Genomic DNA, 20,596 nt, shown 5'->3' with positions numbered 1-20,596 from the left:
TCCTATGAACAATTATAACGAAATTCGTCATAAACGCCGCTCGCCATTTTGAATATTATGTGTCGGGTTACCGTTTTTTCTTCGGTTTACCGCCTGGTTTCGCCGCCTTGGCCATCTGCTGCAGCTCATTGACTTCACTTGGCGTCAAGTGACGGTACAGGCCCCGCTTCAGATTCTGAAGCAGCAGATCGCCGTACGCGATCCGCTTAAGCCGGATGACCGGATGATTGATCGCCTCGAACATCCGCCGCACCTGGCGGTTGCGTCCCTCGTGAATCGTAATGGTGATGACGGACTGCTTGTTGTCCGGGTCCACGTCGCGGTATTCGACTTCGGCCGGAGCGGTCATTCCGTCCTCCAGCATGATGCCCTGACGCAGCTTGTCCAGCTCGGTTCCGTGGGGCACCCCTTTCACCGTAGCCAGGTAGGTTTTCGGCACATGATACTTGGGGTGGCTGAGCAGATTGGCGAATTCGCCGTCATTGGTCAGCAGCAGCAGCCCTTCCGTATCGTAATCCAGACGGCCGATCGGGTAGACGCGCTCCTTTACGCCCTTGAGATAGTCCGATACGATCTTCCGGCCTTCCGGATCCGATGCGCTCGTAATAACTCCCTTTGGCTTATTCAACATTAAATAGACCTTTTTCTCATGCTTGATCGGTTTCCCTGAAACCGTAATGATATCTTGGTCGGGGTCGGCCTTCGTGCCGAGCTCGGTAACGGTCTCCCCGTTCACCTGCACCTTGCCCTCCAGAATCAGTTCCTCGCACTTTCGGCGGGATGCGACTCCGGCCTGTGCCATAATTTTCTGTAATCTCTCCATGTTCGATAGGTCACCTCATCCCTAATGATAACCATCGACAGGATAAATCACAAGCGCGTTCCACGGAAAATCCGCTCCAGGGCAGCTCTCTGCATGTGGAAACAGATATAACGGGGAAATATCATGCAGTCTCGAGAGCTCCATAATGATTTTGCTGGCGGTAAACAGCTGGCTCTTCTGCTCAAGGCTCATGAGCTCGTAGCGACGGTTGAAATTGCCTTCCAGACAGATATGAATCAGTTTATGATGCAGAAGCATCGGGGAAGACGTGACCGATCCGTCCGCATGTATTGTAAAATCGAACCTCACCCGCGGCTCCTGCTCGCATACGGAATGATGGATTACAAAGCCTTCGAATTCCATATCATCATCACCTCTGCCGCACAAATTTGATTCAGCAGTATATGACATTGCGGCCCCGGCGGTATAGGCGCGTGTTCCCTTATCAAAACAAAAAATCCCCGATTATCGCGCAGGCCACACGCACGAGAATTGGGGAAATGAAGCTGGTATAATTGCAATGTCGCTATCCAAATACGAGCAGACATACGGCGATTGCGGCAATAAACCCGACCAGATCCGAAAACAGTCCGACTTTTAGCGCATATCTGCCGTTGCGGATGCCAACCGCGCCGAAATAGACAGTCAGCACGTACAAAGTCGTATCCGTGCTTCCTTGGATCGTGGAAGCGATCCGGCCGATCATCGAATCCGGCCCATAAGCGCGGATCAGCTCGGTTGTATAAGCGAGCGATCCCGTCCCAGTCAGCGGACGAAGCAGGCCGAGCGGCAAAATTTCGCCCGGGACCCCGAGGGACTGCAGAAACGGGCCCGTCCATCCCACAAAGAACTCCAGCGCCCCGGATGATCGGAAGACGCTGATCGCCACCATCATCCCGACCAAATGGGGGATGATGCCGATTGCAGTGGAGAAGCCGTCCTTGGCTCCTTCCACAAACGATTCATATACCGGTACTTTGCGAGTATAGGCATAAAGCGGGATGAACGCGACCATAATGGGAATAGACCAGGCCGAGATGACGCTAATCCATGACAGCAATGTTCATCACCCTTTCATATCCGGATTCCTTCCAGTCCCGATTCCGGACGGCTGCTTCCGCCGAATCGTACGCCTTCTATACCATCTGTCGGCGAGAATGGCTGCCGCTGTCGCGATGGCCGTAGCCAGCAGCGTCGTTCCTACGATTTCGGCCGGATTTGCCGATTCGTAATTCAAGCGGATGGCAATCAACGTTGTCGGAATCAGCGTAATACTGGCTGTGTTAAGTGCCAGCAGCGTGCACATGGCCGGTGTCGCGGTGCCTTTATCCGGATTCAGCTTCTGCAGCTCCTGCATCGCTTTGATTCCCATCGGCGTTGCCGCATTGCCGAGACCGAATAAATTCGCGCTCATATTCGATAAGATATACCCTATCGCCGGATGGTCCTTCGGCACGTCGGGGAACAGAAACCGTACGACCGGTCCAAGCATGACGGCAACCTTCTTCAGAAGCCCCGAATCCTCGGCAATCCGCATCATGCCAAGCCAAAAGACCAGGATGCTGATCAGCCCGAAGGACACGGTAACGCCTGTTTGAGCTCCATCAAACACGGCTTTGGTCACCGCGTCGATATTTCCGTTCACAGCCGCAAAGCCAAACCCGATCAGGATCATCCCCATCCAAATCATATTGATCATAGCTCTTCTACGCCCCCGTTCTTTGACTCGCCGTATCGAGAGGAGTTCCCCTCTTAGCGAAATCTAATGATGATTGGCACGCACCAGATGCTTGAACACTTCGGCGGCCGATTGCCATAACGACAAGGCAGCTCCCTGCGCGGAGGCGCTCCTGGACTTCTGCAAGGCGGACGGCGGCTCAGGAAGTCTGGCGCCTTGCTCGTATACAGGAACTTTGCCGATGCTGACACCGTCCAGCAGCAGCTCGATGTGTCCTCTGAGTCCGAAGGACACATCCGGCGAGCCTTGCTTGTGAAGAACGAGCCTTTTGACTAGCCGGGTTTCCTCGTCATGGGTAAATGCATACTTAAACGTGCTTCCGGTAACGAGCGAGTAGCCTTGTATTTTTTGCCCTTTCTCGATAACCTGCTTCAGCGGAAAATGGTTGAAGCCGTAATCAAGCATGTTCGCATGGTCATTCCAATCATTGCCGTCATTGAGCGTAACCGCAGCAATCTGCTGACCGTTTCGCGTGGCCGAGCTGACCAGGCAGCGGAACGCTTTCTTCGTAAAACCGGTTTTAACGCCGTCAGCTCCTTCGTAGAGGCGCAGCATTTTATTTTTATTATCCCATTTGTAATCCCAGGACTCGTTCGGGTTAGGCGCCCGCTTGGTCGGTGTCTTCACGATTTCTTTGAACGTCGGGTTCTGAAGCGCATAGGCTGTCATCCTGGCAACATCATTGGCGGAGGAATAGTGCTCGTCATGATCCAGCCCGTGCGGATTCATAAAATGCGTGTTGGTTAATCCGAGCTCCTGGGCCTTCTGATTCATCAGCAGGACGAAGCCTTCCTCCGTCCCTCCCACATGCTCCGCAATGGCGGTGGCGGCGTCATTGCCCGAACGGAGCATTAAGCCATAGAGCAGGTTTTCCAAGGTCATCTCCTCGCCAAGCTTCAAGAAGAGGGAGGAGCCTTCCTTGGCAAATGCGTTCTTCGAAACCGTGACCCGGTCGTTCAGCTTGCCGTGCTCGATGGCTACAATCGCCGTCATGATTTTGGTAAGGCTGGCGATCCGCAGCCGCTCGTCCCCATTTTTGCTGTACAACAGCCTGCCCGATGTAACATCGATCAACGCGGCCGCCTGGGCGTGATTCGCCGGCCCCTTCTCATGATCCGCATAGGCAGGGCCGGCCGCGGCCATCAGACAAACCACCAGCAATATGGATAACAAGGACTTGCAATTCGTCCGTTTCATTTTCATTATTTTATCCTCCGGTGTTCAGAAATCTTGTACAAGTATATGTTGTCCCTCCAGAAAGTATGTCCACATGCAAAAATCCCCAGATCGCTTCATGCGAGAGGGGATTTGCTATGCAGCGCTTAGTACGTCGACCCGTTACCGCCACCGTTGGCATTGGCGTTGCTGCCTGATTGGAACATCGCTTGGATCTGCTCCAGCAAATACGGGGTCGCATCAATGATGCGCTCGAACAGATGCGTCTGATTGTCGAGCGGAACGATGTGGACGCCCTCCTTGCCTACGACAAGGAACGCAATCGGTCTGATGGATACGCCGCCGCCGCTTCCGCCGCCAAACGGGTGCGTGTATGAATGGCCATGCGTCCCGTCTGCGGGATGGCGGGTGCCTCCGGCTTCAATGTTGTAGTCGCTTCCGCCGGCCGCAAAGCCAAACGCCACTTTACTGATTGGCAAAATTACGCTGCCGTCAGGTGTGTTTACGGGATCGCCAACGATCGTATTCACGTCCACCATTCCCTTGATGTTCTCCATCGCGGTTTGCATCAAGCCTTGAATAGGGTGTTCTGCCATGATCTAACTCCTCCTTTCACCTTTAACACGCGAACTATGAATACCAGTCCAGCAACCATAGCTTTTCCGAAGGAGATTTTCGCTATGCAGTTCAGCTCTGTGGAAAAATGCGGCGGTCCGTTAAAGCGGGGTACGACATCGACGGCCGGCTTTTCCTCCATAATCAGGCGATAGGACAACCAGCCGAGCAGGGTATGTTTAACGGCGTGCAGCAGCCCGGAAGCGACGGCCGTATCGGCGGCATGCTCAAGGGCCACCTCCGTAGACCACCGGATGTCCCGGAGATGGACGTTTGCCAACGTCTGCCTCAGCCATTTCTTAAATCCTTTGGTGGCCATTATAGCTGTTGAATACTGCCGAAACCGAATGGTACGACTTTTTTGTCTCTGATCCGCCTGTTCATCCTGTCCAAATGTCATCCCCTGCTTGAAGACCGATTCTTGATTGAATTCAATGCCGCCGTTCGCCAGATGAAAGGGCAGATCATAGATCCGCTTGATCATGCCATAGACCATCTTTACCTCGGCATGGAGCTTGTATTCATTTTTTCGCATGACCATATCCAGCCGGACCGTCACGGCCGAGTTCAACACGATGACAGCCAGCACAATGAGCAGTACTACAAGTCCGATCGCAAGATAAATCCAAATGCTCACAACGTAACCCCCAGCAACGAGCTTGATATAATACATCCGCTTGGCTTAGTATGGCAAATCGCCAGGTAAATAATGCGAACCCGCTCACCTTCGTCCTCTCCTGTCACCGGGGATAATGAATGGATTGTGCTTCCCTTAGCCATTAATCTAGGATGGTGGTGGAGCAGATCGAACGGGGTGCTAATTGGAAAGGAACCTATGCAACGCAAAAAAATCCCGAGCCAACCTCCGCTCGGGATTCGAATTTTCGTATAGAACATCCGTTTATCGATCAATTCTCCACATCATCAAATGTCAGCTGATGACCATCCAGCTTATCAAACAGCATTTGCGTCTCTTCCTCGAGCGACTCGGCATCCTCAAATTGGGACGGCTCCGGCAAATCCTTAATGCTGGCGAGCCCGAAGTAATCGAGGAATAATTTCGTCGTGCCATACAAAATCGGTCTGCCGATCGCTTCCGCACGGCCCACCTCTTCAATCAAGCCTTTGGTGGTCAGCGTATGAATCGCCCGCTCGGATTTGACACCCCGGATCTCCTCGATGTCAACCCGCGTGATCGGCTGTCTGTAAGCGACAATGGATAGCGTTTCGAGCGCCGCCTGGGACAGGGAGGAGCGCGAAGGCGAGTATGCCAGACGTTCGAAATATGGCGCATGCTCCGCAAGCGTCGCCATTTTGTAGCTGCCGGCGATTTGGACGATCTGCAATCCCCGCTCCTGGCGCGCCCATTCCTCCTTCATATCCTCAAGCGCTTCTTCCACCAGCCCCGTGGACTGTTCCGTAATTTCAGCGACCTGCTTGACCGACAGGCCTTCCTCGCCCGCCAAGAACAGCAGTCCCTCAATAATCGATTTCAGCTTCGGATAATCCATCAATGCGTTCTTCCCCTCTCCATTCCATCACAATATCCTCGAAGAGCCGCTCCTGATAGCAAACGATCTGCTTCATCTTCATCAATTCCAAAATCGCCAGGAAGGTAACCACGATTTCATGCCGCTCCATCTCCTCATGAAGCAGCTTGGAGAACAACACCCTTCCTCCCGGCCCCGCTTGCTCGAGCGTATCGATCACCTGGCGAATCCGATCCTTAACCGATATTTCATCGCGCTGTATCCGTGCGTATGAAGTTCGTCTTACGGCTTTGCTTAAGGCTTTTTGGAATGCGCGGATCAAATCGGCAACGTGGAGCCCTTCGACCGGGTTTTCCTGGGCTTCCGGCATGTAGGGCGTTAAATCCTCCGCCTCTTTCGAGTAAATCATGCTCCGCTCCCATTCTCTCTCATGGAGATGCTGAGCAATTCCCTTGTATTTACGATATTCGATCAGCCGCTGAACGAGCTCCGCTCTCGGATCCACATCTTCCTCTTCGTAAAAATCAAACTCGTCCATCTCGATAACCGGAGGCTTTGGAAGCAGCAGCTTCGATTTAATAGACAGCAGCGTCGCCGCCATCACCAGAAATTCACTTGTAATTTCAAGCTCCAATTCCTGCATGTTGTGCAGATAGGCCATGTATTGTTCGGTAATCTCGCTGACGGGGATATCCTGGATGTCGATTTCCGCTCTATCAATCAGGTGAAGCAGCAGATCGAGCGGTCCTTCAAACGTCTCCAGCTTATATAATACGCTCACGGTGAATCCTCCCGCCATAAAAATAAAATGCAGTGCTCTGATGAAAAAGAGCACTACATTAAATAAGCACTATTTTAAGCTTTTCGTCAAGTTTGCCATTTCGATCGCCGCCATCGCGGAATCCCAGCCTTTGTTGCCAGCCTTCGTTCCGGCGCGTTCAACGGCCTGCTCGATGTTCTCCGTCGTCACGACGCCGAAGATGGTTGGCACGCCGGTCTTCAGGTTGATCGCCGACACGCCCTTCGCCACTTCATTGCACACGTAATCGTAGTGGGTTGTCGATCCGCGAATGACGGTGCCCAAGGTAATGATGGCGTCGTATTTGCCGCTTTCTGCCATTTTTTGGGCGATCAGCGGAATTTCGAATGCGCCCGGCACCCATGCTACATCCACCTCATCATCCTGCACGCCGTGACGCTTCAACGCGTCGAGCGCACCGCTTAACAGCTTGCTGGTAATAAATTCATTAAACCGGCCTACTACGATTCCGTATTTCAAGCCTTCCGATACTAAATTGCCTTCAAAAATGTTTGCCATGGTTATGGTCATCCTTTCAAATGGGAGTATTGTTATTGTCGATGCATGCTGCACTTTGCGCTCGATGAGCGCTCGTTGATGCGATTCTTGCATTGTCCGCTGCGCACCGGATGCTGCTTCCGATCGCTGTTGCCACCGGATTCCCTGAATGACTCACACACAAGGTAGGAATCCGACGGCAAAGGCGAACGCTTCGCTTCTCCTGCTGCATTCCGCCGCTCCGCTGGGTTCATTCAGGTAGCAAATACGGGCTGACTCTTCGAGCTAGTCGGCGTTTGCGAATGCATCATGGACCATTACGCTTGCGGAGTTGGGGATTCGTGCCCACCCTAAATTGGTGGGCGCGTTTCGAATTGTCCGCTGCGCGTCGGATGCAGCTTCCGATCGCTGTTGTCTCCGGATTCCCCGAATGACTCACACACAAGGTAGGAATCCGACGGCAAAGGCGAACGCTTCGCTTCTCCTGCTGCATTCCGCCGCTCCGCTGGGTCCATTCTTGTAGCAAATGCGGGCTGCTGCTTCGAGGCTCGTCGGCGTTGGCGAATGCATCATGGACCATTACGCTTGCGGAGTTGGAGATTCGTGCCCACCCTAAATTGGTGGGCGCGTTTCGAATTGTCCGCTGCGCACCGGATGCTCTTCCGATCGCTGTTGCCACCGGATTCCCTGGATGACTTACACACACAAGGTAGGAATCCGGAGGCAAAGGCGAACGCTTCGCTTCTCCTGCTGCATCCCGCCGCTCCGCTGGGTCCATTCAACGATGGGGGCGCGGGCAGCTGCTTCGAACTTTTGGCCGATGCGACGGAGGCATCATCGATTGAAGCAGAGAGCGATTATTTGAAAATCGTTTCCGCCGGGGCATTTCCCTTTACGAATTAGCGCTCTCGTTCTGCTCCAAATCGTCGAACTTCAGCATATGCCCAAGCTTAGCCTGCTTTGTATGCAGGTATCCGGTATTGTCCTCGTTCTCCGGCATCTGGATCGGCACCCGCTCCACAACTTCAAGCCCATATCCCTCCAGGCCCTTGATCTTCCGCGGGTTGTTGGTAAGCAGCCGAATCTTCCGAATGCCGAGATCCTTTAGTATCTGCGCTCCAATGCCGTAATCTCTTAAATCCGCCGGGAAGCCCAGCTTCAGGTTGGCATCGACCGTATCGAAGCCCTCCTCTTGCAGCTTATATGCCTTCAGCTTGTTGATCAAGCCGATGCCGCGTCCCTCTTGGCGCATGTACAGCAGCACGCCGTTGCCGGCCTCCTCGATCTGCCGCAGTGCGGCCTCGAACTGCGGGCCGCAGTCGCAGCGGTGGGAGTGGAAGACATCCCCGGTCAGGCATTCCGAATGGACGCGAACCAGCACCGGCTCATCGCCGTTAATCTGGCCTTTGACCAACGCTACATGCTCCTTGTTGTCGACATCGTTCGTGTAAGCCACCGCCTGGAATACCCCGTAATCCGTCGGCATCCGCACCGCCACTTCCCGCTGCACCAGCTTCTCCTTCTCATTGCGGTAATGAATCAGATCCTTGATGCTGATCAGCTTCATCCCGTGCTTCTTCGATATTTCGATCAGATCCGGCAGACGCGCCATGGTTCCGTCTTCCTTGATGACTTCGCAGATGACACCGGCAGGGTAAGAGCCGCACAGCTTCGCAAGATCGACAGCCGCCTCCGTATGACCTGCCCGGCGAAGGACGCCCCCTTCTTTGGCAATCAGCGGGAACATATGGCCCGGTCTGCGGAAATCCGCTGCGGTCGCATTCGGGTCCATAATGCCGCGAACCGTTACGGAGCGCTCATAGGCCGATATGCCGGTTGTCGTATCTTTATGGTCAATGGAAACGGTGAAGGCCGTTCCATGATAGTCCGTATTTTGGCTAACCATCGGTTTCAGATCCAGCTCCTGAGCCCGCGAGGGCGTCATCGGGAGACACACCAATCCACGCCCTTCCGTAATCATGAAATTGATCACCTCGGGGGTTGCCTTTTCGGCTAGAGCGATAAAATCCCCTTCATTCTCGCGGTCTTCATCGTCAACGACGATAACGATCTTCCCTTCCTTCAAATCCTGCAAAGCTTCTTCTATGGTATGAAAAGAAAATCGCTCTTCCATTCCTACTCCTCCTTCTCGTAAGTCTAAACGTTCGGGTCAATCTGATGCTTCGATCAAGCAAATCCGTGCTCGGCTAGATAATCCCGGCTGATCCCCGCTTTGCTTCTTCTGGAGCTGTTTCCTTCACTGCCGTAATTCAGCAGATGCTCGACGTATTTGCCCAAAATATCGCACTCGATGTTAATCGTATCCCCCGGTCCCTTATAAGCCAGCACCGTTTCGGCAAGCGTGTGGGGAATGATGGAGACGGTGAAGGAATGATCCGTCGTTCGAACGACGGTCAGACTGATTCCGTCCAGCGTTACGGACCCTTTCGGAAGGATATATTTGAACACATCGTCGTTCGACGGGGCAATTTCATAGACGACCGCATTCTGATCGGATCTCACGCTTCGAATCACGCCGACCCCATCCACATGTCCCTGTACGATATGACCGCCGAATCGTCCTCCGGCTGCCATGGCCCGTTCCAGATTGACTTTGCTTCCCGGTTGTAGCTGCTTCAGATTGGTGTTTCGATACGTTTCCGGCATGACATCGACGGTAAAGCTGTCTTTATCGATCGTTGTCGCGGTCAAGCAAACCCCGTTGACAGCAACACTATCGCCTAGCTTTAGATCATCCAGGACCTTGCTTGCCGAAATGCTGAGCACCATCGCTTCGCCTTGGCGGCCGATTCGTCTCATCTCGCCGATCTCTTCAATCAGCCCTGTAAACATATCCTATCCCTCCTTTCATTCAATCGTTTACGACTTCCATACCGGCTGGCCGGTCACATAAATATTGTCGCCAAGTCTTTGGGTCTCGAGTCCTGTCAGCTCAATCGCTTCGCTCATCAGCTCATACCCGCTGAACATATAGTTTCCCGGTGCATCGAACCCTCCAATAATCTTCGGGGCAATGAATTGGATGATGCGATCCACCAGTTTGTTCTCCAGCAAGCTTCCGCTTAAGGTTCCTCCTCCTTCAACCAGGATGGAGGCGATGCCCATGCGACCAAGCTCCATAAGCGCAGCCTGCAGGTCGACTCTCGGGCCGGGACCGCAGACCAGAATCTGCACCCCCCGTTCTTCCAGCGCGGTCCGCTTCGCCTTGTCGGCCAGCTCCGTGGCCAGCACGACTGTTTTGGCAGCGCCATCACTGACTACACGACAATTCAAAGGGATGCGAAGCTGCGAATCCACGATGATTCGTACGGGCTGAAGACCTTCAACGCGGAGTCTCGTCGTCAGCGACGGATCGTCCGCAATAACGGTGGCAACCCCTGCCATGATTCCCTGGTGTCGATGCCGGAGAGTGTGCACCAGCTCCCGGGACACCTCATTGGATATCCACTTGCTGTCGCCGGTCTTTGAGGCGATTTTCCCGTCCAGCGTACTGGCTGTCTTCAAGGTGACGAACGGCAGTCCGGTCGTAATAAATTTGTTGAAGGCTTCGTTCAACCGGACGGCCCGCTCTTCGAGGACGCCTGTCGTCACTTCAATGCCCGCTGCCCGCAGCATCTGCAGACCACGGCCGGCAACCAGCGGATTGGGGTCCTGGCAGGCGACAACGACCCGTTTAACACCTTCCGCTATGAGCCTCTCGCTGCATGGAGGAGTCGCTCCGTAATGGCTGCAGGGCTCAAGGGTTACATACACGGTGCTTCCGGCCGCCTTGCTCCCGGCCATATTCAGTGCATGGACCTCAGCATGCGGCGTTCCCCGCTCCAGATGGGCGCCGACGCCCGCAAGAGCACCGTCCTTCACGACGACACAGCCGACGACGGGGTTAATGCCGGTCTGGCCTTGCGCGCGTTCCGCCATATCCAGCGCAAGCGACATATAAAATTCATCGTTGACGACTTCCATGCTACCCAAGCCCCTTTCCAGAATAAAAAAGCCCTGTTTCAGGATAAGCGATTCATCCAAAACAGGGCGTAATAAACCAGTTCACTTTACGACATCATAAATAACCGTTAGTTCCGAGGTTCTCATATAACGTCCAAAGAAGCGGCGCTTTAAAAAGCACCCCCGCTCTAGAATCGTCATATGTGAAAAGCCTCACATAACGCATGACATCAGAAAGCTAAGACAAGAGATAGCTATTGTACATGCTCTCAAGTCCACTTTCGTTCCTTCTCCCATCCAGACTATACTGTCGGTCCCGGAATTTCACCAGGTCCACCGCATACGATAACGTATCCGGGTCACGGACTAAGTCGCAGCCGGAGCTGCAATCATCACCGCCGGTAGGGAATTTCACCCTGCCCCGAAGGATTCAATATGAAATTAGCTGTTGCTTACGATGAATCTTAACACTCCATAGGCAAAAAAGCAAGATAATTAACTCACTTTTATTTAGTCAGTAACTTTTTGGTTGTATAAATTCATATCCGTTGCAGGTTCGGGAGGAAATCGGTGCGCTCAACGAGAACCAAGTAATGCGGAGGATAAACCGTGAATTGTATAGGTTAAAGGAGATCATGTAAATGAAAACCTCGCTTAACATCATCGTAAGACCGACGGAAATCGATGTGAATGGTCATGTGAATAACGCCAAATATCTGGAGTACCTGGAATGGGGAAGAGAAGAATGGTACGAGGCGGGGAATCTGCACTACGATGTACTGAAAGGATTGGGTGTGCAGACTGTCACGGTCAACATTAATATTAATTACAGGAAGGAATGCAGGCAGGGAGAGCGCCTGAACATTTCAACCGAGTCTCACAAGCTTGGACTAAGCAGCTTTGTGCTGCTTCAGCAGATCCATAACACGGACGGGGAGCTTTGCGCCGATGCCGCTGTAACGATCGTGACGATCGATATCCGCACCCGCAAGAGCCGACCGGTTCCGGAAGAACTGCGGGCGTTGTTTCTACCGGCTTCGTCTTGATCTGGAGTAAACTAATTAGCGGCTATGCTTGCGGATAACCCTTCAAGGCCTCTGGGTAACTCAAAATTCCGCATGCGGATCCCTCCTACGATCCCTGTTATTCCCGGATTTCGTTGAATTGACTTCCCAATGCCGAAATCCGGGAATATAGGGGCACGCTTCGCTTCTTCTGAGGAATTCCGCCTGCTCCGTTGATTTCTGCCTTTTAAGGGTGTCTCCGTGTTGCAGTAACCCTAGTACACCGGCTTTGCACCTCTCATGAGCAGTCTATCACCGACGGCTAGGTATTGGACAGCCGCGCACATGCTGTCCGCCAGGAAGTTCCATACATGGCCGAACCCCACGCATAAAAAAACAGGCCCCCACAAGAGTGGCCTGTCCATCCAACACTTACATGTTACGCTTCGAATACTTCGACTTTTTCCATCTTGTCGCGGCCTTTAAAAGCATCGATATGCTCCATGCCTTCAACGACCTTGCCGAATACGGTATGCTGTCCGTCCAAGTGAGGCTGCGGCTCATAGCATACATAGAACTGGCTTCCGCCCGTGTTGCGTCCGGCATGCGCCATAGCCAGGCTTCCACGCTCATGCTTGTTCGGGTTGATCTCGCAATCGATCGTGTAGCCCGGTCCGCCTGTACCTGTTCCGTTCGGGCAGCCGCCTTGAGCGACGAAGCCCGGAATGACGCGGTGGAATACTAGACCGTTATAGAAGCCGGAATTCGCAAGCTTTTCAAAATTAGCAACCGTGTTCGGCGCATCCTTCTCAAACAGATCGAGCAGTACCTCTTTGCCGTTTTCCAGTGTGATTCTCGCTTTTTTTGCCATATCGAATATCTCCTTTCGATGTACATTCCCTAAGATACGCATTTCATAAAACATGCAAGTTCTAGTTTACTATGAAATAACTTGGGACGCAAAATGAACCCGCATCTTTAGTCTTACATACTGGGAAATCTCATCTTGAGGGGGGCTTCACGCTTAGATGCTTTCAGCGTCCATCGTCCGCGAAGGCTCCGTGGTCTGTAAAAAAGCCCAACCAAACCGATCAAGCGGTCTGGCGGGCTTTTAAAGGAATCGTCGAATCCTGGCTCACACCCTGTAAGGTGTTGGTTCTGCCGATCGAAACAACTTAGCTTGTAACGGTTTCTTTGGCAATCCGGGCAGAAACGACGTCATTGCTGATAATATCCTGGAGCGACTCGCGGCGAACGACAAGCCGGCTCTGGCCATCCTTAACAAAAACGACGGCAGGTCTGCGGATGCGGTTGTAGTTGCTTGCCATGGAATAGTTATAAGCGCCTGTGCAGGATACGGCCAGCAGGTCTCCCGTGTTAACCTTAGGCAGATCCAGGTCCCAGATCAGCATGTCACCGCTCTCGCAGCACTTGCCGGCAATCGAAACCGTCTCCTCTGGCTTCTCGTTTGCACGGTTGGCCAGAATGGCCTCATATTTCGATTCGTACAGGGCCGGTCTCGGGTTGTCAGTCATTCCGCCGTCTACGGCCACGTATTTCCGCACGCCCGGAATGTCCTTGCTGGTCCCTACCGTATACAGCGTGGTGCCTGCTTCACCCACGATACTGCGGCCAGGCTCTACCCAAATCTCAGGCAGCTTGCTGTCAATGCCGGCAAAATGGGTCTTCACCGCATCCGTAATCGCTTTAACATAGTCGGAAACATGAAGCGGGGTATCTCCGTCGACATAGCGAATTCCGAATCCGCCGCCAAGATTGACAACCTTGAATGTGATGCCCAGATCTGCTTTGACCTTCGCCGCAAATTCGGCAACGCGCCCAACGGCCATCTGGAATCCTTCGACTTCGAAAATTTGCGAGCCGATATGGGAATGGATGCCGATCAATTGAATGTTATTCTGTGCCGCGGCCAGCTTCACCGCTTCAAACGCCGAGCCGTTTCCGATATCGAATCCGAATTTGGAATCGGTTTGGCCGGTCGAGATATATTCATGGGTATGCGCCTCAACGCCCGGCGTTAAACGAAGGAGAATGTTCACCTTCCGGTTCTTCTCGGCCGCGATCGCCTGCAGCATATGCAGCTCGACTACATTGTCCACGACAAAGCAGCCGATTTCGGCATCAATGGCCATTTCGATTTCTTCAGGCGTCTTGTTGTTGCCGTGAAAATGGATCCGTTGTACCGGAAAGCCGGCTTGCAGCGCCGTGTACAGCTCCCCGTCGGAAACGACGTCCAGCGACATCCCTTCCTCCTCAGCGAGCTGGCACATGGCCATCACGCAGAACGCTTTGCTGGCGTACGCGACTTGAAACTTCAAACCGGAAGCCTTAAAGGCTTCAATATATTCCCGGCAGCGATTCCGGACCGCTTGCTCGTCCACAATATATAGAGGCGTACCGTACTGGGCTTTCAAATCGGATGTGTCGCATCCGCCGATCTCCAAACGTCCCTGTTCGTTAATCTTGCTGGTACCGTGTAGAAACATGCTTACAATTCCTCCGATCGCTTTATCAAAAATAGGATAATCGAATAATTGTTCACAGTATAGCAGACAACGAAACGTAAGCAAAATGGATTTTTCAACACATCATTTGTGTTATTATCAATGCCTTCCTTTGGAATTCATTTCAGTCCCCATTTTGGTGTGATCCCTCGTCTTGTTGAGGGCCGGGCGTCTCGTTGACGTCAGCAGCGGTTTACGGAATAAAATCTCGCCCATGGCCTTTGCACTAAATGGTATAAACGGCCATAAGTACGACGAGTTATAGGAGCGATGCGTCGTCAAGGATAGAATCAGCAGCGTGCTGCCGATCACGAACCCTTTCACACCAAACAGCGCCGTCGCTACGAGCAGGACGAGCCGGACCATCCGGTTGGCGAGCCCGAGCTCGTAGCTCGGCGTGGCGAACATGCCGATAGCTGCAACGGCCATATAAAGCACCACCTCATTGACGAACAGCCCGGTCTTGACGGCAATATCGCCGATCAGAATCGCAGCGATCAAGCCCATGGCCGAGGCGAGCGGCGTCGGCGTATGAACGGCCGCCAAACGCAGCAGATCGACGCCGAATTCGACGATCAGAAATTGCCCGATAATCGGAATTTTGGCATTCTCCTGCGGCCCAAGGATATCCAGCGCCGGCGGCTTCAGCTCCGGATGGACGACAAGCAGCATCCAGAGCGGGAGCAGGAACATCGAGGCGAAGATGCCGCCAAAGCGGATCCATCTTAAATAGGTGCCCATAAACGCGGTTTGCCGGTTCTCTTCGGCATGCTGGCATAAATCGAAGAAGGTCGTCGGCATAATCATTACGCTGGGCGATGTATCGACCATGACGACGATCCGTCCCTCCAGCAAGTGGGAGGCTACCACGTCCGGCCGTTCCGAGTATCGGACGAGCGGGTACGGATGCCAGCCCTTATTCACGATTGCTTCCTCCAGCTGCTTGTCGCCAAGCGGCAGCCCTTCGAGATCAAGCTGCTTTATTTTCCGGCGAATCGCTTCTACCTGCACGCGATCGGCAATATCGTCGATAAAGAGCAGGCTCACATCCGTCTTGGTCCGTCTTCCTACCTTCATCGTCTCCACATGAAGCCCCGGGTCGCGGACCCGCCGCCGCACGAGATTGATATTGGTTACGATCGTCTCCGTGAACCCGTCCCTAGCTCCACGAACGACGCGTTCAACCGCCGGCTCTTCAAGCCCGCGCACGGGATATTTCCGGGTATCCAGCAGGATGGCGGTGCTAGCGCCCTCGATGAACAAGGCGCAGATTCCGCATAACACGTCATTGATCACCTTGCTCAGCTTCGACACCTGTTCAACCTGGACATGAGGAATATACGCCTTCATTATGTCGTTCAGCGCGTGGCCGTCCCTGACATCCTCCGGCGTCAGGTAGGTAAGACGGGTTAAGATTTCGGAAACGATGACGTCATTCGTGAAGCCGTTTAGGAACAAAAGCGCTGCCGGCCTTCCCGCAAAAGTCATCTCGCGGATGATGACGTCAAAGGAAACGCCGTAGCCCATCACTTCCTTCAGCGTCTCTTTCAGGACGCTGATCTTCTCCGGCACCCGATCCTCGCCCTGCCAGTATATGACCGATTCCTCCGTGCTGTCCGAGGTTTCCGCATTTCTCTTTTCCTTAAGCGCCTCCTCCTCCAGCTCCTTGATTTCGGATGGCGGGATTACCGGGATGTCCGGTTCTATGCCTTCGTTATAGGTTGTATTCTCGTCCATTCTATACCTCCTGATCGAGTAACTATCATTGATTGTATATAAGCCAATCGAACAGCGAGCCGGCGACCTTTCCGGCAACCATCGCCATCAGCAGCCCGAATAAATAACCGGTTAAACGAAGCCGCTTCGCCAAAATTGGCAGAACATTCAATACTTCCGTCAGTGCTGCTGCCAGCATGCCGATGAAGATGCCGCACATCAGCCCGATGATCGTGCTCACAACCGGCCCGAGCGGAACCGACCAATGCCAGAAGTCCGCAAGCGTGCCGATAAAGGAGCCGGAAATCAGCGCTCCCTCATACCAATGGACCCGGTGATAGGTCGAGGTTAACTGGGACAGCCGCGGGATGATATCGAGCACGATGATCAGGGCAATGACTCCGCCTCCGACCGCGATCCCCCCTGCCACGCCAAGCACGCACGTAAATATTCCCTGGAGCATCGAGGTCATCATGATTCATTCCCGCGCCCTTCTGCCGCCTTATTCATTTTCCGATACTCTTCGGCCACGACATACTGGTCCAGGTTTTCCTGATACAGATACATTTCGACTTCCAGCGGTGTCGGCTCCTCGTTCCACTTTTTCTTGAACAAATGATTGAAGAATACCGTCATGCCGAACCCAAGACCAAGGGAATAGGCAATTTGGAACAGGTAAGGATGCTCATCCCTTTCTCCCGTTACCATCTCGACTATTCGGATCTGCACCTCGAGCATATTGACGTCCGCATGGAAATTCATAATCGTAAGCGCCGACCCAAAAAACAGCAGCAGCCAAACGAGCGGGAACCACAGCCTGGAGCTTCTGCTCTCCGGTCCGGTGAGCTCGAGTAGCGTATGGTGGTTGCCCATCGGCTCGATATGCACGTCCGGAATGAGCTGCCGGATCCTCGGTATGATCTGGATCAAGTCCATCACCATCCGATTGCCGTCCATGTCCTTCGGCTGCACGAGGGGAAGGGCGGCAAGCCGTTCTTCCCATTCCGGATCGCAGACGATGAAAGCGACATCGCCAAGCTTGACGGTTTGGTCTTTCGGAATACGTATGCGGCTTCGCAGCTGCAGAAACACCGTCGGAGTGGGATTGACCTTCATCCAAAAACACTCCTTTACTGCTAAATTACCGTTAGTATGGGAAATCGCTGTGGATTCTACTCCATTTCTCCAAAAAGACTGCGCCCTCAAATGATCCAATAATGCTGCATTCACAAAGAAAGGAGCATAGCCTATACCTCTTCGCGAGCACGAAAAAGCGCCTCTCCATTTCGAAAGAGGCGCTCGTATCGAGCACACAGCATACCGGAATCGGCAATTGCGCTACTGCGCGATTTCATTCCGAATGCTCTGCAGTATTTTTTTCTCCAGCCTCGACACCTGTACCTGGGAAATCCCGAGCCGGCTGGCCACTTCCGATTGCGTCTGATCCCGGTAATACCGCAAATAAACGATAAGGCGTTCCCGTTCGGTCAAGCTTCCGATCGCTTCATTCAAAGCCAGCTTGTCGAACCAGCGCTCCTGCGAATCATCGGCTATCTGATCCATCAGCGTAATCGGATCCCCGTCATTCTCGAATACCGTTTCATGAATGGAGGTCGGCGGCTTGTTGGCTTCCTGGGCAAACACCACGTCCTCCGGCGTTACCCCCAGCTCCTCGGCAACCTCCTTCACCGTCGGCAGACGGTCGAGCTGCTTGGACAGCTCGTCCCGCTTCTTCCTGACTTTATTGGCCATTTCCTTGAGGGAGCGGCTGACCTTCAAGGTCCCGTCATCCCGCAGGAAGCGCTGAATCTCCCCGATAATCATCGGCACGGCATAGGTAGAGAACTTTACGTCATAACTGAGATCGAACTTGTCCACGGACTTCAGGAGACCGATACAGCCGATTTGAAAAAGATCATCCGGCTCATACCCCCGGTTCATAAACCGCTGAACGACAGACCAGACAAGCCGAATATTACAATTGACAAGCGTATCCCGGGCAACATGATCCCCGTTTTGGCTGAGTGCAATGAGTCGTTTGACCTCCGCGTCGTCCAAATAAGTCTGCGAAGTTTTTTTCACATCGGCATCCATTTGTCCAACCCCTAATTATATAAAGCTTTCTTAGATTCGATCCTCTTTTTCATTTTGATCGAGGTGCCGCTGCCCGGCTGGCTGACCACTTCAAATTCATCCATGAAGTTCTCCATAATCGTGAACCCCATACCGGATCGCTCCAGCTCAGGCTTGGACGTGTACAGCGGCTGCTTGGCCATTTCCAGATCCTCGATGCCTCTGCCGTCATCTTCAATACAGAGGGTGATGATATCTCCGTCAATCGAAGCTTCGATCTTCACGATCCCCTCCGGATTGCTGTCATATCCGTGAATGATGCAGTTGGTCACCGCTTCGGATACGACCGTCTTCAGGTCGCTCAGCTCATCCATCGTCGGATCCAGCTGGGATATGAACGCTGCCACGGCAACACGGGCAAAGGATTCGTTTTCCGACTTGGCGGCAAACTGCAGAGTCATAAAATTATGCTGCGACTTACCTTCACTCATGACACTACCTCCAAACCCGAGAGCGCCGTACCCTCGTTCTCATAGATCGGCATGATCTTGAACAAGCCCGACATTTCAAGCAGACGATAAACCTGCGGTTTGACGTCGCAGACCGCCATCTTGCCGCCTTTTTGCTTGATGAATTTATAGCGTCCCAGAATGACGCCAAGACCCGAGCTGTCCATAAACTCCAGATCCTTCAAGCTTAGCACCAAGTGCTCCGTTTGCCGCCGCTGGATGGCTTCATCCAGCTGAAGACGAACCGAATCGGCCGTATGATGGTCGAGTTCCCCGGACAAACGAACGATCAGCACATGCCTGTGATGCTCCATATCAACATGCAGATTCATGTTTGCTCACTCTCCTCCCTGACATGAACAAAGATTTCTACAATGGAAAAAGACTTTCCTGCTCCCCGACAAAACTAGAAGAAAACTCCTATCAATCTACATGAAACAACTTGCCTGTCGTCCGTTTAAAAAGCTTCCAGAATCCGGCTTTCTTCACCTCGACCGGTGACGTCAGTTCAAATTCCTTCACCAGCGCGTCCCCTTGGTAAACCGACAGCTTTCCGATCACTTGCCCGGCGGCAACCGGAGCCTTCAGACCTTCGGTCCATTGAAGCTCATGCCGGATATCCTCGGTTTTCGCATTCTTTTTGACCAGCACGTTGTACTCTTTGTCGGCCTGAATGGTAATCTCCGGCACGCTGCCCTTCTGCACCTTCAGGACCCCGAGCACTTCACCCGGCTTATAAATGGAATGCATCGCATATTGGGAGAAGGCATAATCGAATAACCGGGACACTTCATTGTTGCGCGTCTTCGTATCCGGAGCTCCCATCACCACCGCGATCGTGCGCAATCCGTCCCGCTTGGCCGTTGCCGACAAGCAAAATTTGGCCTCCGAGGTATAGCCGGTTTTCAAACCGTCCGCCCCCGTGTAAAAACGGACCAGCTTGTTCGTATTGACCAGCCAGAACGGCTTTGGCGTATCCTTTCGCAAATAATCCTGATAGGCGCCGGTATACTTCGTGATTCCCTCGTATTTCAGCAGCTCGCGGCTCATCAGGGCGATGTCATGCGCCGAAGTATAATGGTTGTCTGCCGGCAATCCGTTGCAATTGACGAAATGCGTATCCTTCATCCCGAGCTCCGCCGCTTTCTCGTTCATCAGCTTGACAAAGGCTTCCTCCGTGCCTGCAATCTTCTCTGCCATCGCAACGGAAGCGTCGTTGCCGGATGCCATAGCGATCCCCTTGAGCATTTCTTCGACGGTCATTTCTTCCCCGGGCTCGAGGAAGATTTGGGATCCCCCCATCGAAGCGGCATACTCGCTGGTGCGAACCTTATCGGTTAACTTCAAACGTCCTTCGTCGATCGCCTCCATCGTCAGCAGCATCGTCATAATTTTTGTGATGCTGGCCGGAGGCAGCTTATCATGGCTGTTTTTTTCGTAAATGATGGTTCCGGTATCCGCATCAAGCAAGATGGCGGAACGGGCACTAGGCGCCAGCTCCCCTTGGGATGATCCGCCGGTATTACTGTTTTCCTCGGCATAGCTTGGAACTGCCGCACTGGACCATCCAACAATGAAAGCAAACAGTCCAGCGATTAACGCTTTTTTCAATTCCGTCCCCTCCTGACACTCGTAATGGCATCCCGTACGTATACGGGTCTCTCTAA

The 20,596-nt window shown here is 53.1% G+C and carries 24 protein-coding genes and 1 riboswitch; of the genes, 2 read left to right on the top strand and 22 right to left on the bottom strand.

Features of this window, described 5'->3' with window-relative positions:
• Positions 1-67 precede the first annotated feature (67 nt).
• From NST08_RS10795 to ribH, 10 genes are all read right to left on the bottom strand, one after another.
• Positions 68-823: a pseudouridine synthase gene (locus NST08_RS10795; RefSeq protein WP_007129786.1), complete on the bottom strand. Its 756-nt coding sequence runs from the start codon at positions 821-823 to the stop codon at positions 68-70.
• Positions 824-844: 21 nt separating this feature from the next.
• On the bottom strand, positions 845-1,186 hold the full coding sequence (locus tag NST08_RS10790; protein ID WP_251536870.1) for an N-acetylmuramoyl-L-alanine amidase: 342 nt from the start codon (positions 1,184-1,186) through the stop codon (positions 845-847).
• Positions 1,187-1,349: 163 nt separating this feature from the next.
• Entirely contained in the window at positions 1,350-1,883 is a 534-nt protein-coding gene (locus tag NST08_RS10785) for a spore maturation protein (protein WP_007129784.1), read from the bottom strand.
• A gap of 6 nt (positions 1,884-1,889) precedes the next feature.
• Positions 1,890-2,522, bottom strand: coding sequence for a nucleoside recognition domain-containing protein (locus tag NST08_RS10780; RefSeq protein WP_341341743.1), 633 nt, complete (start codon positions 2,520-2,522; stop codon positions 1,890-1,892).
• A 63-nt stretch (positions 2,523-2,585) separates the two neighbouring features.
• Positions 2,586-3,764 carry a D-alanyl-D-alanine carboxypeptidase family protein gene (locus tag NST08_RS10775; protein ID WP_186311074.1) on the bottom strand — a complete coding sequence of 393 codons (1,179 nt, stop codon included), beginning with the start codon at positions 3,762-3,764 and terminating at the stop codon, positions 2,586-2,588.
• A 119-nt stretch (positions 3,765-3,883) separates the two neighbouring features.
• On the bottom strand, positions 3,884-4,333 hold the full coding sequence (gene ytfJ / locus NST08_RS10770; RefSeq protein ID WP_007129781.1) for a GerW family sporulation protein: 450 nt from the start codon (positions 4,331-4,333) through the stop codon (positions 3,884-3,886).
• Positions 4,306-4,989: a DUF2953 domain-containing protein gene (locus tag NST08_RS10765; protein ID WP_210094618.1), complete on the bottom strand. Its 684-nt coding sequence runs from the start codon at positions 4,987-4,989 to the stop codon at positions 4,306-4,308. Before NST08_RS10765 ends, ytfJ begins: the two co-directional genes overlap by 28 nt.
• 271 nt (positions 4,990-5,260) lie before the next feature.
• Positions 5,261-5,863, bottom strand: coding sequence for an SMC-Scp complex subunit ScpB (gene scpB / locus NST08_RS10760; RefSeq protein WP_007129779.1), 603 nt, complete (start codon positions 5,861-5,863; stop codon positions 5,261-5,263).
• The gene (locus NST08_RS10755; RefSeq protein ID WP_186311073.1) at positions 5,832-6,641 is read right to left on the bottom strand and encodes a segregation and condensation protein A; all 810 of its coding nucleotides are present in this window, start codon (positions 6,639-6,641) and stop codon (positions 5,832-5,834) included. The genes scpB and NST08_RS10755 overlap by 32 nt, the downstream gene beginning before the upstream one ends.
• Positions 6,642-6,692: 51 nt before the next feature.
• Entirely contained in the window at positions 6,693-7,160 is a 468-nt protein-coding gene (gene ribH, locus NST08_RS10750) for a 6,7-dimethyl-8-ribityllumazine synthase (protein WP_007129777.1), read from the bottom strand.
• A gap of 582 nt (positions 7,161-7,742) precedes the next feature.
• On the opposite strand from ribH, the gene NST08_RS10745 reads away from it, so the two are divergent.
• Positions 7,743-8,042 carry a hypothetical protein gene (locus NST08_RS10745; protein WP_144866776.1) on the top strand — a complete coding sequence of 100 codons (300 nt, stop codon included), beginning with the start codon at positions 7,743-7,745 and terminating at the stop codon, positions 8,040-8,042.
• On the opposite strand, the gene NST08_RS10740 is transcribed toward NST08_RS10745, so the two are convergent.
• The 3 genes from NST08_RS10740 to ribD are packed head-to-tail and all read right to left on the bottom strand — an operon-like array spanning position 8,032 to position 11,123.
• Complete coding sequence (locus NST08_RS10740) at positions 8,032-9,273, bottom strand: bifunctional 3,4-dihydroxy-2-butanone-4-phosphate synthase/GTP cyclohydrolase II (protein ID WP_007129775.1); 1,242 nt, start codon at positions 9,271-9,273, stop codon at positions 8,032-8,034. The genes NST08_RS10745 and NST08_RS10740 overlap by 11 nt on opposite strands.
• 53 nt (positions 9,274-9,326) lie before the next feature.
• The gene (gene ribE / locus NST08_RS10735; RefSeq protein ID WP_007129774.1) at positions 9,327-9,992 is read right to left on the bottom strand and encodes a riboflavin synthase; all 666 of its coding nucleotides are present in this window, start codon (positions 9,990-9,992) and stop codon (positions 9,327-9,329) included.
• A gap of 27 nt (positions 9,993-10,019) precedes the next feature.
• Complete coding sequence (gene ribD / locus NST08_RS10730; protein WP_007129773.1) at positions 10,020-11,123, bottom strand: bifunctional diaminohydroxyphosphoribosylaminopyrimidine deaminase/5-amino-6-(5-phosphoribosylamino)uracil reductase RibD; 1,104 nt, start codon at positions 11,121-11,123, stop codon at positions 10,020-10,022.
• 260 nt (positions 11,124-11,383) lie between these two features.
• Positions 11,384-11,535, bottom strand: a riboswitch (FMN riboswitch).
• Positions 11,536-11,743: 208 nt separating this feature from the next.
• Between ribD and NST08_RS10725 the strand changes: the two genes are divergently transcribed.
• Entirely contained in the window at positions 11,744-12,148 is a 405-nt protein-coding gene (locus tag NST08_RS10725; protein WP_007129771.1) for an acyl-CoA thioesterase, read from the top strand.
• 397 nt (positions 12,149-12,545) lie between these two features.
• Here the strand turns inward: NST08_RS10725 and NST08_RS10720 are convergent, their stop codons facing one another.
• From NST08_RS10720 to NST08_RS10680, 9 genes are all read right to left on the bottom strand, one after another.
• On the bottom strand, positions 12,546-12,977 hold the full coding sequence (locus NST08_RS10720) for a peptidylprolyl isomerase (protein ID WP_007129770.1): 432 nt from the start codon (positions 12,975-12,977) through the stop codon (positions 12,546-12,548).
• A gap of 304 nt (positions 12,978-13,281) precedes the next feature.
• Positions 13,282-14,613, bottom strand: coding sequence for a diaminopimelate decarboxylase (gene lysA, locus NST08_RS10715; RefSeq protein ID WP_341341742.1), 1,332 nt, complete (start codon positions 14,611-14,613; stop codon positions 13,282-13,284).
• A 117-nt stretch (positions 14,614-14,730) separates the two neighbouring features.
• The gene (locus tag NST08_RS10710; protein WP_341341741.1) at positions 14,731-16,368 is read right to left on the bottom strand and encodes a spore germination protein; all 1,638 of its coding nucleotides are present in this window, start codon (positions 16,366-16,368) and stop codon (positions 14,731-14,733) included.
• A 25-nt stretch (positions 16,369-16,393) separates the two neighbouring features.
• Entirely contained in the window at positions 16,394-16,822 is a 429-nt protein-coding gene (locus NST08_RS10705; RefSeq protein ID WP_007129767.1) for a stage V sporulation protein AB, read from the bottom strand.
• Entirely contained in the window at positions 16,819-17,463 is a 645-nt protein-coding gene (locus NST08_RS10700; protein WP_007129766.1) for a stage V sporulation protein AA, read from the bottom strand. Before NST08_RS10700 ends, NST08_RS10705 begins: the two co-directional genes overlap by 4 nt.
• 222 nt (positions 17,464-17,685) lie before the next feature.
• Entirely contained in the window at positions 17,686-18,441 is a 756-nt protein-coding gene (gene sigF, locus NST08_RS10695; RefSeq protein WP_007129765.1) for an RNA polymerase sporulation sigma factor SigF, read from the bottom strand.
• Positions 18,442-18,452: 11 nt separating this feature from the next.
• Complete coding sequence (gene spoIIAB / locus NST08_RS10690) at positions 18,453-18,911, bottom strand: anti-sigma F factor (RefSeq protein ID WP_007129764.1); 459 nt, start codon at positions 18,909-18,911, stop codon at positions 18,453-18,455.
• Complete coding sequence (spoIIAA, locus tag NST08_RS10685) at positions 18,908-19,261, bottom strand: anti-sigma F factor antagonist (RefSeq protein ID WP_007129763.1); 354 nt, start codon at positions 19,259-19,261, stop codon at positions 18,908-18,910. The genes spoIIAB and spoIIAA overlap by 4 nt, the downstream gene beginning before the upstream one ends.
• Before the next feature lie 91 nt (positions 19,262-19,352).
• Complete coding sequence (locus tag NST08_RS10680; RefSeq protein ID WP_341033855.1) at positions 19,353-20,540, bottom strand: D-alanyl-D-alanine carboxypeptidase family protein; 1,188 nt, start codon at positions 20,538-20,540, stop codon at positions 19,353-19,355.
• Positions 20,541-20,596: the final 56 nt, after the last annotated feature.

This window comes from Paenibacillus sp. FSL K6-1566, from assembly GCF_038050475.1.
Classification (GTDB): Bacteria; Bacillota; Bacilli; order Paenibacillales; family Paenibacillaceae; genus Paenibacillus_AQ; species Paenibacillus_AQ lactis.
Note: the sequence above shows the minus strand (reverse complement) of the source record. Positions and strands in the feature narration are given on the sequence as shown.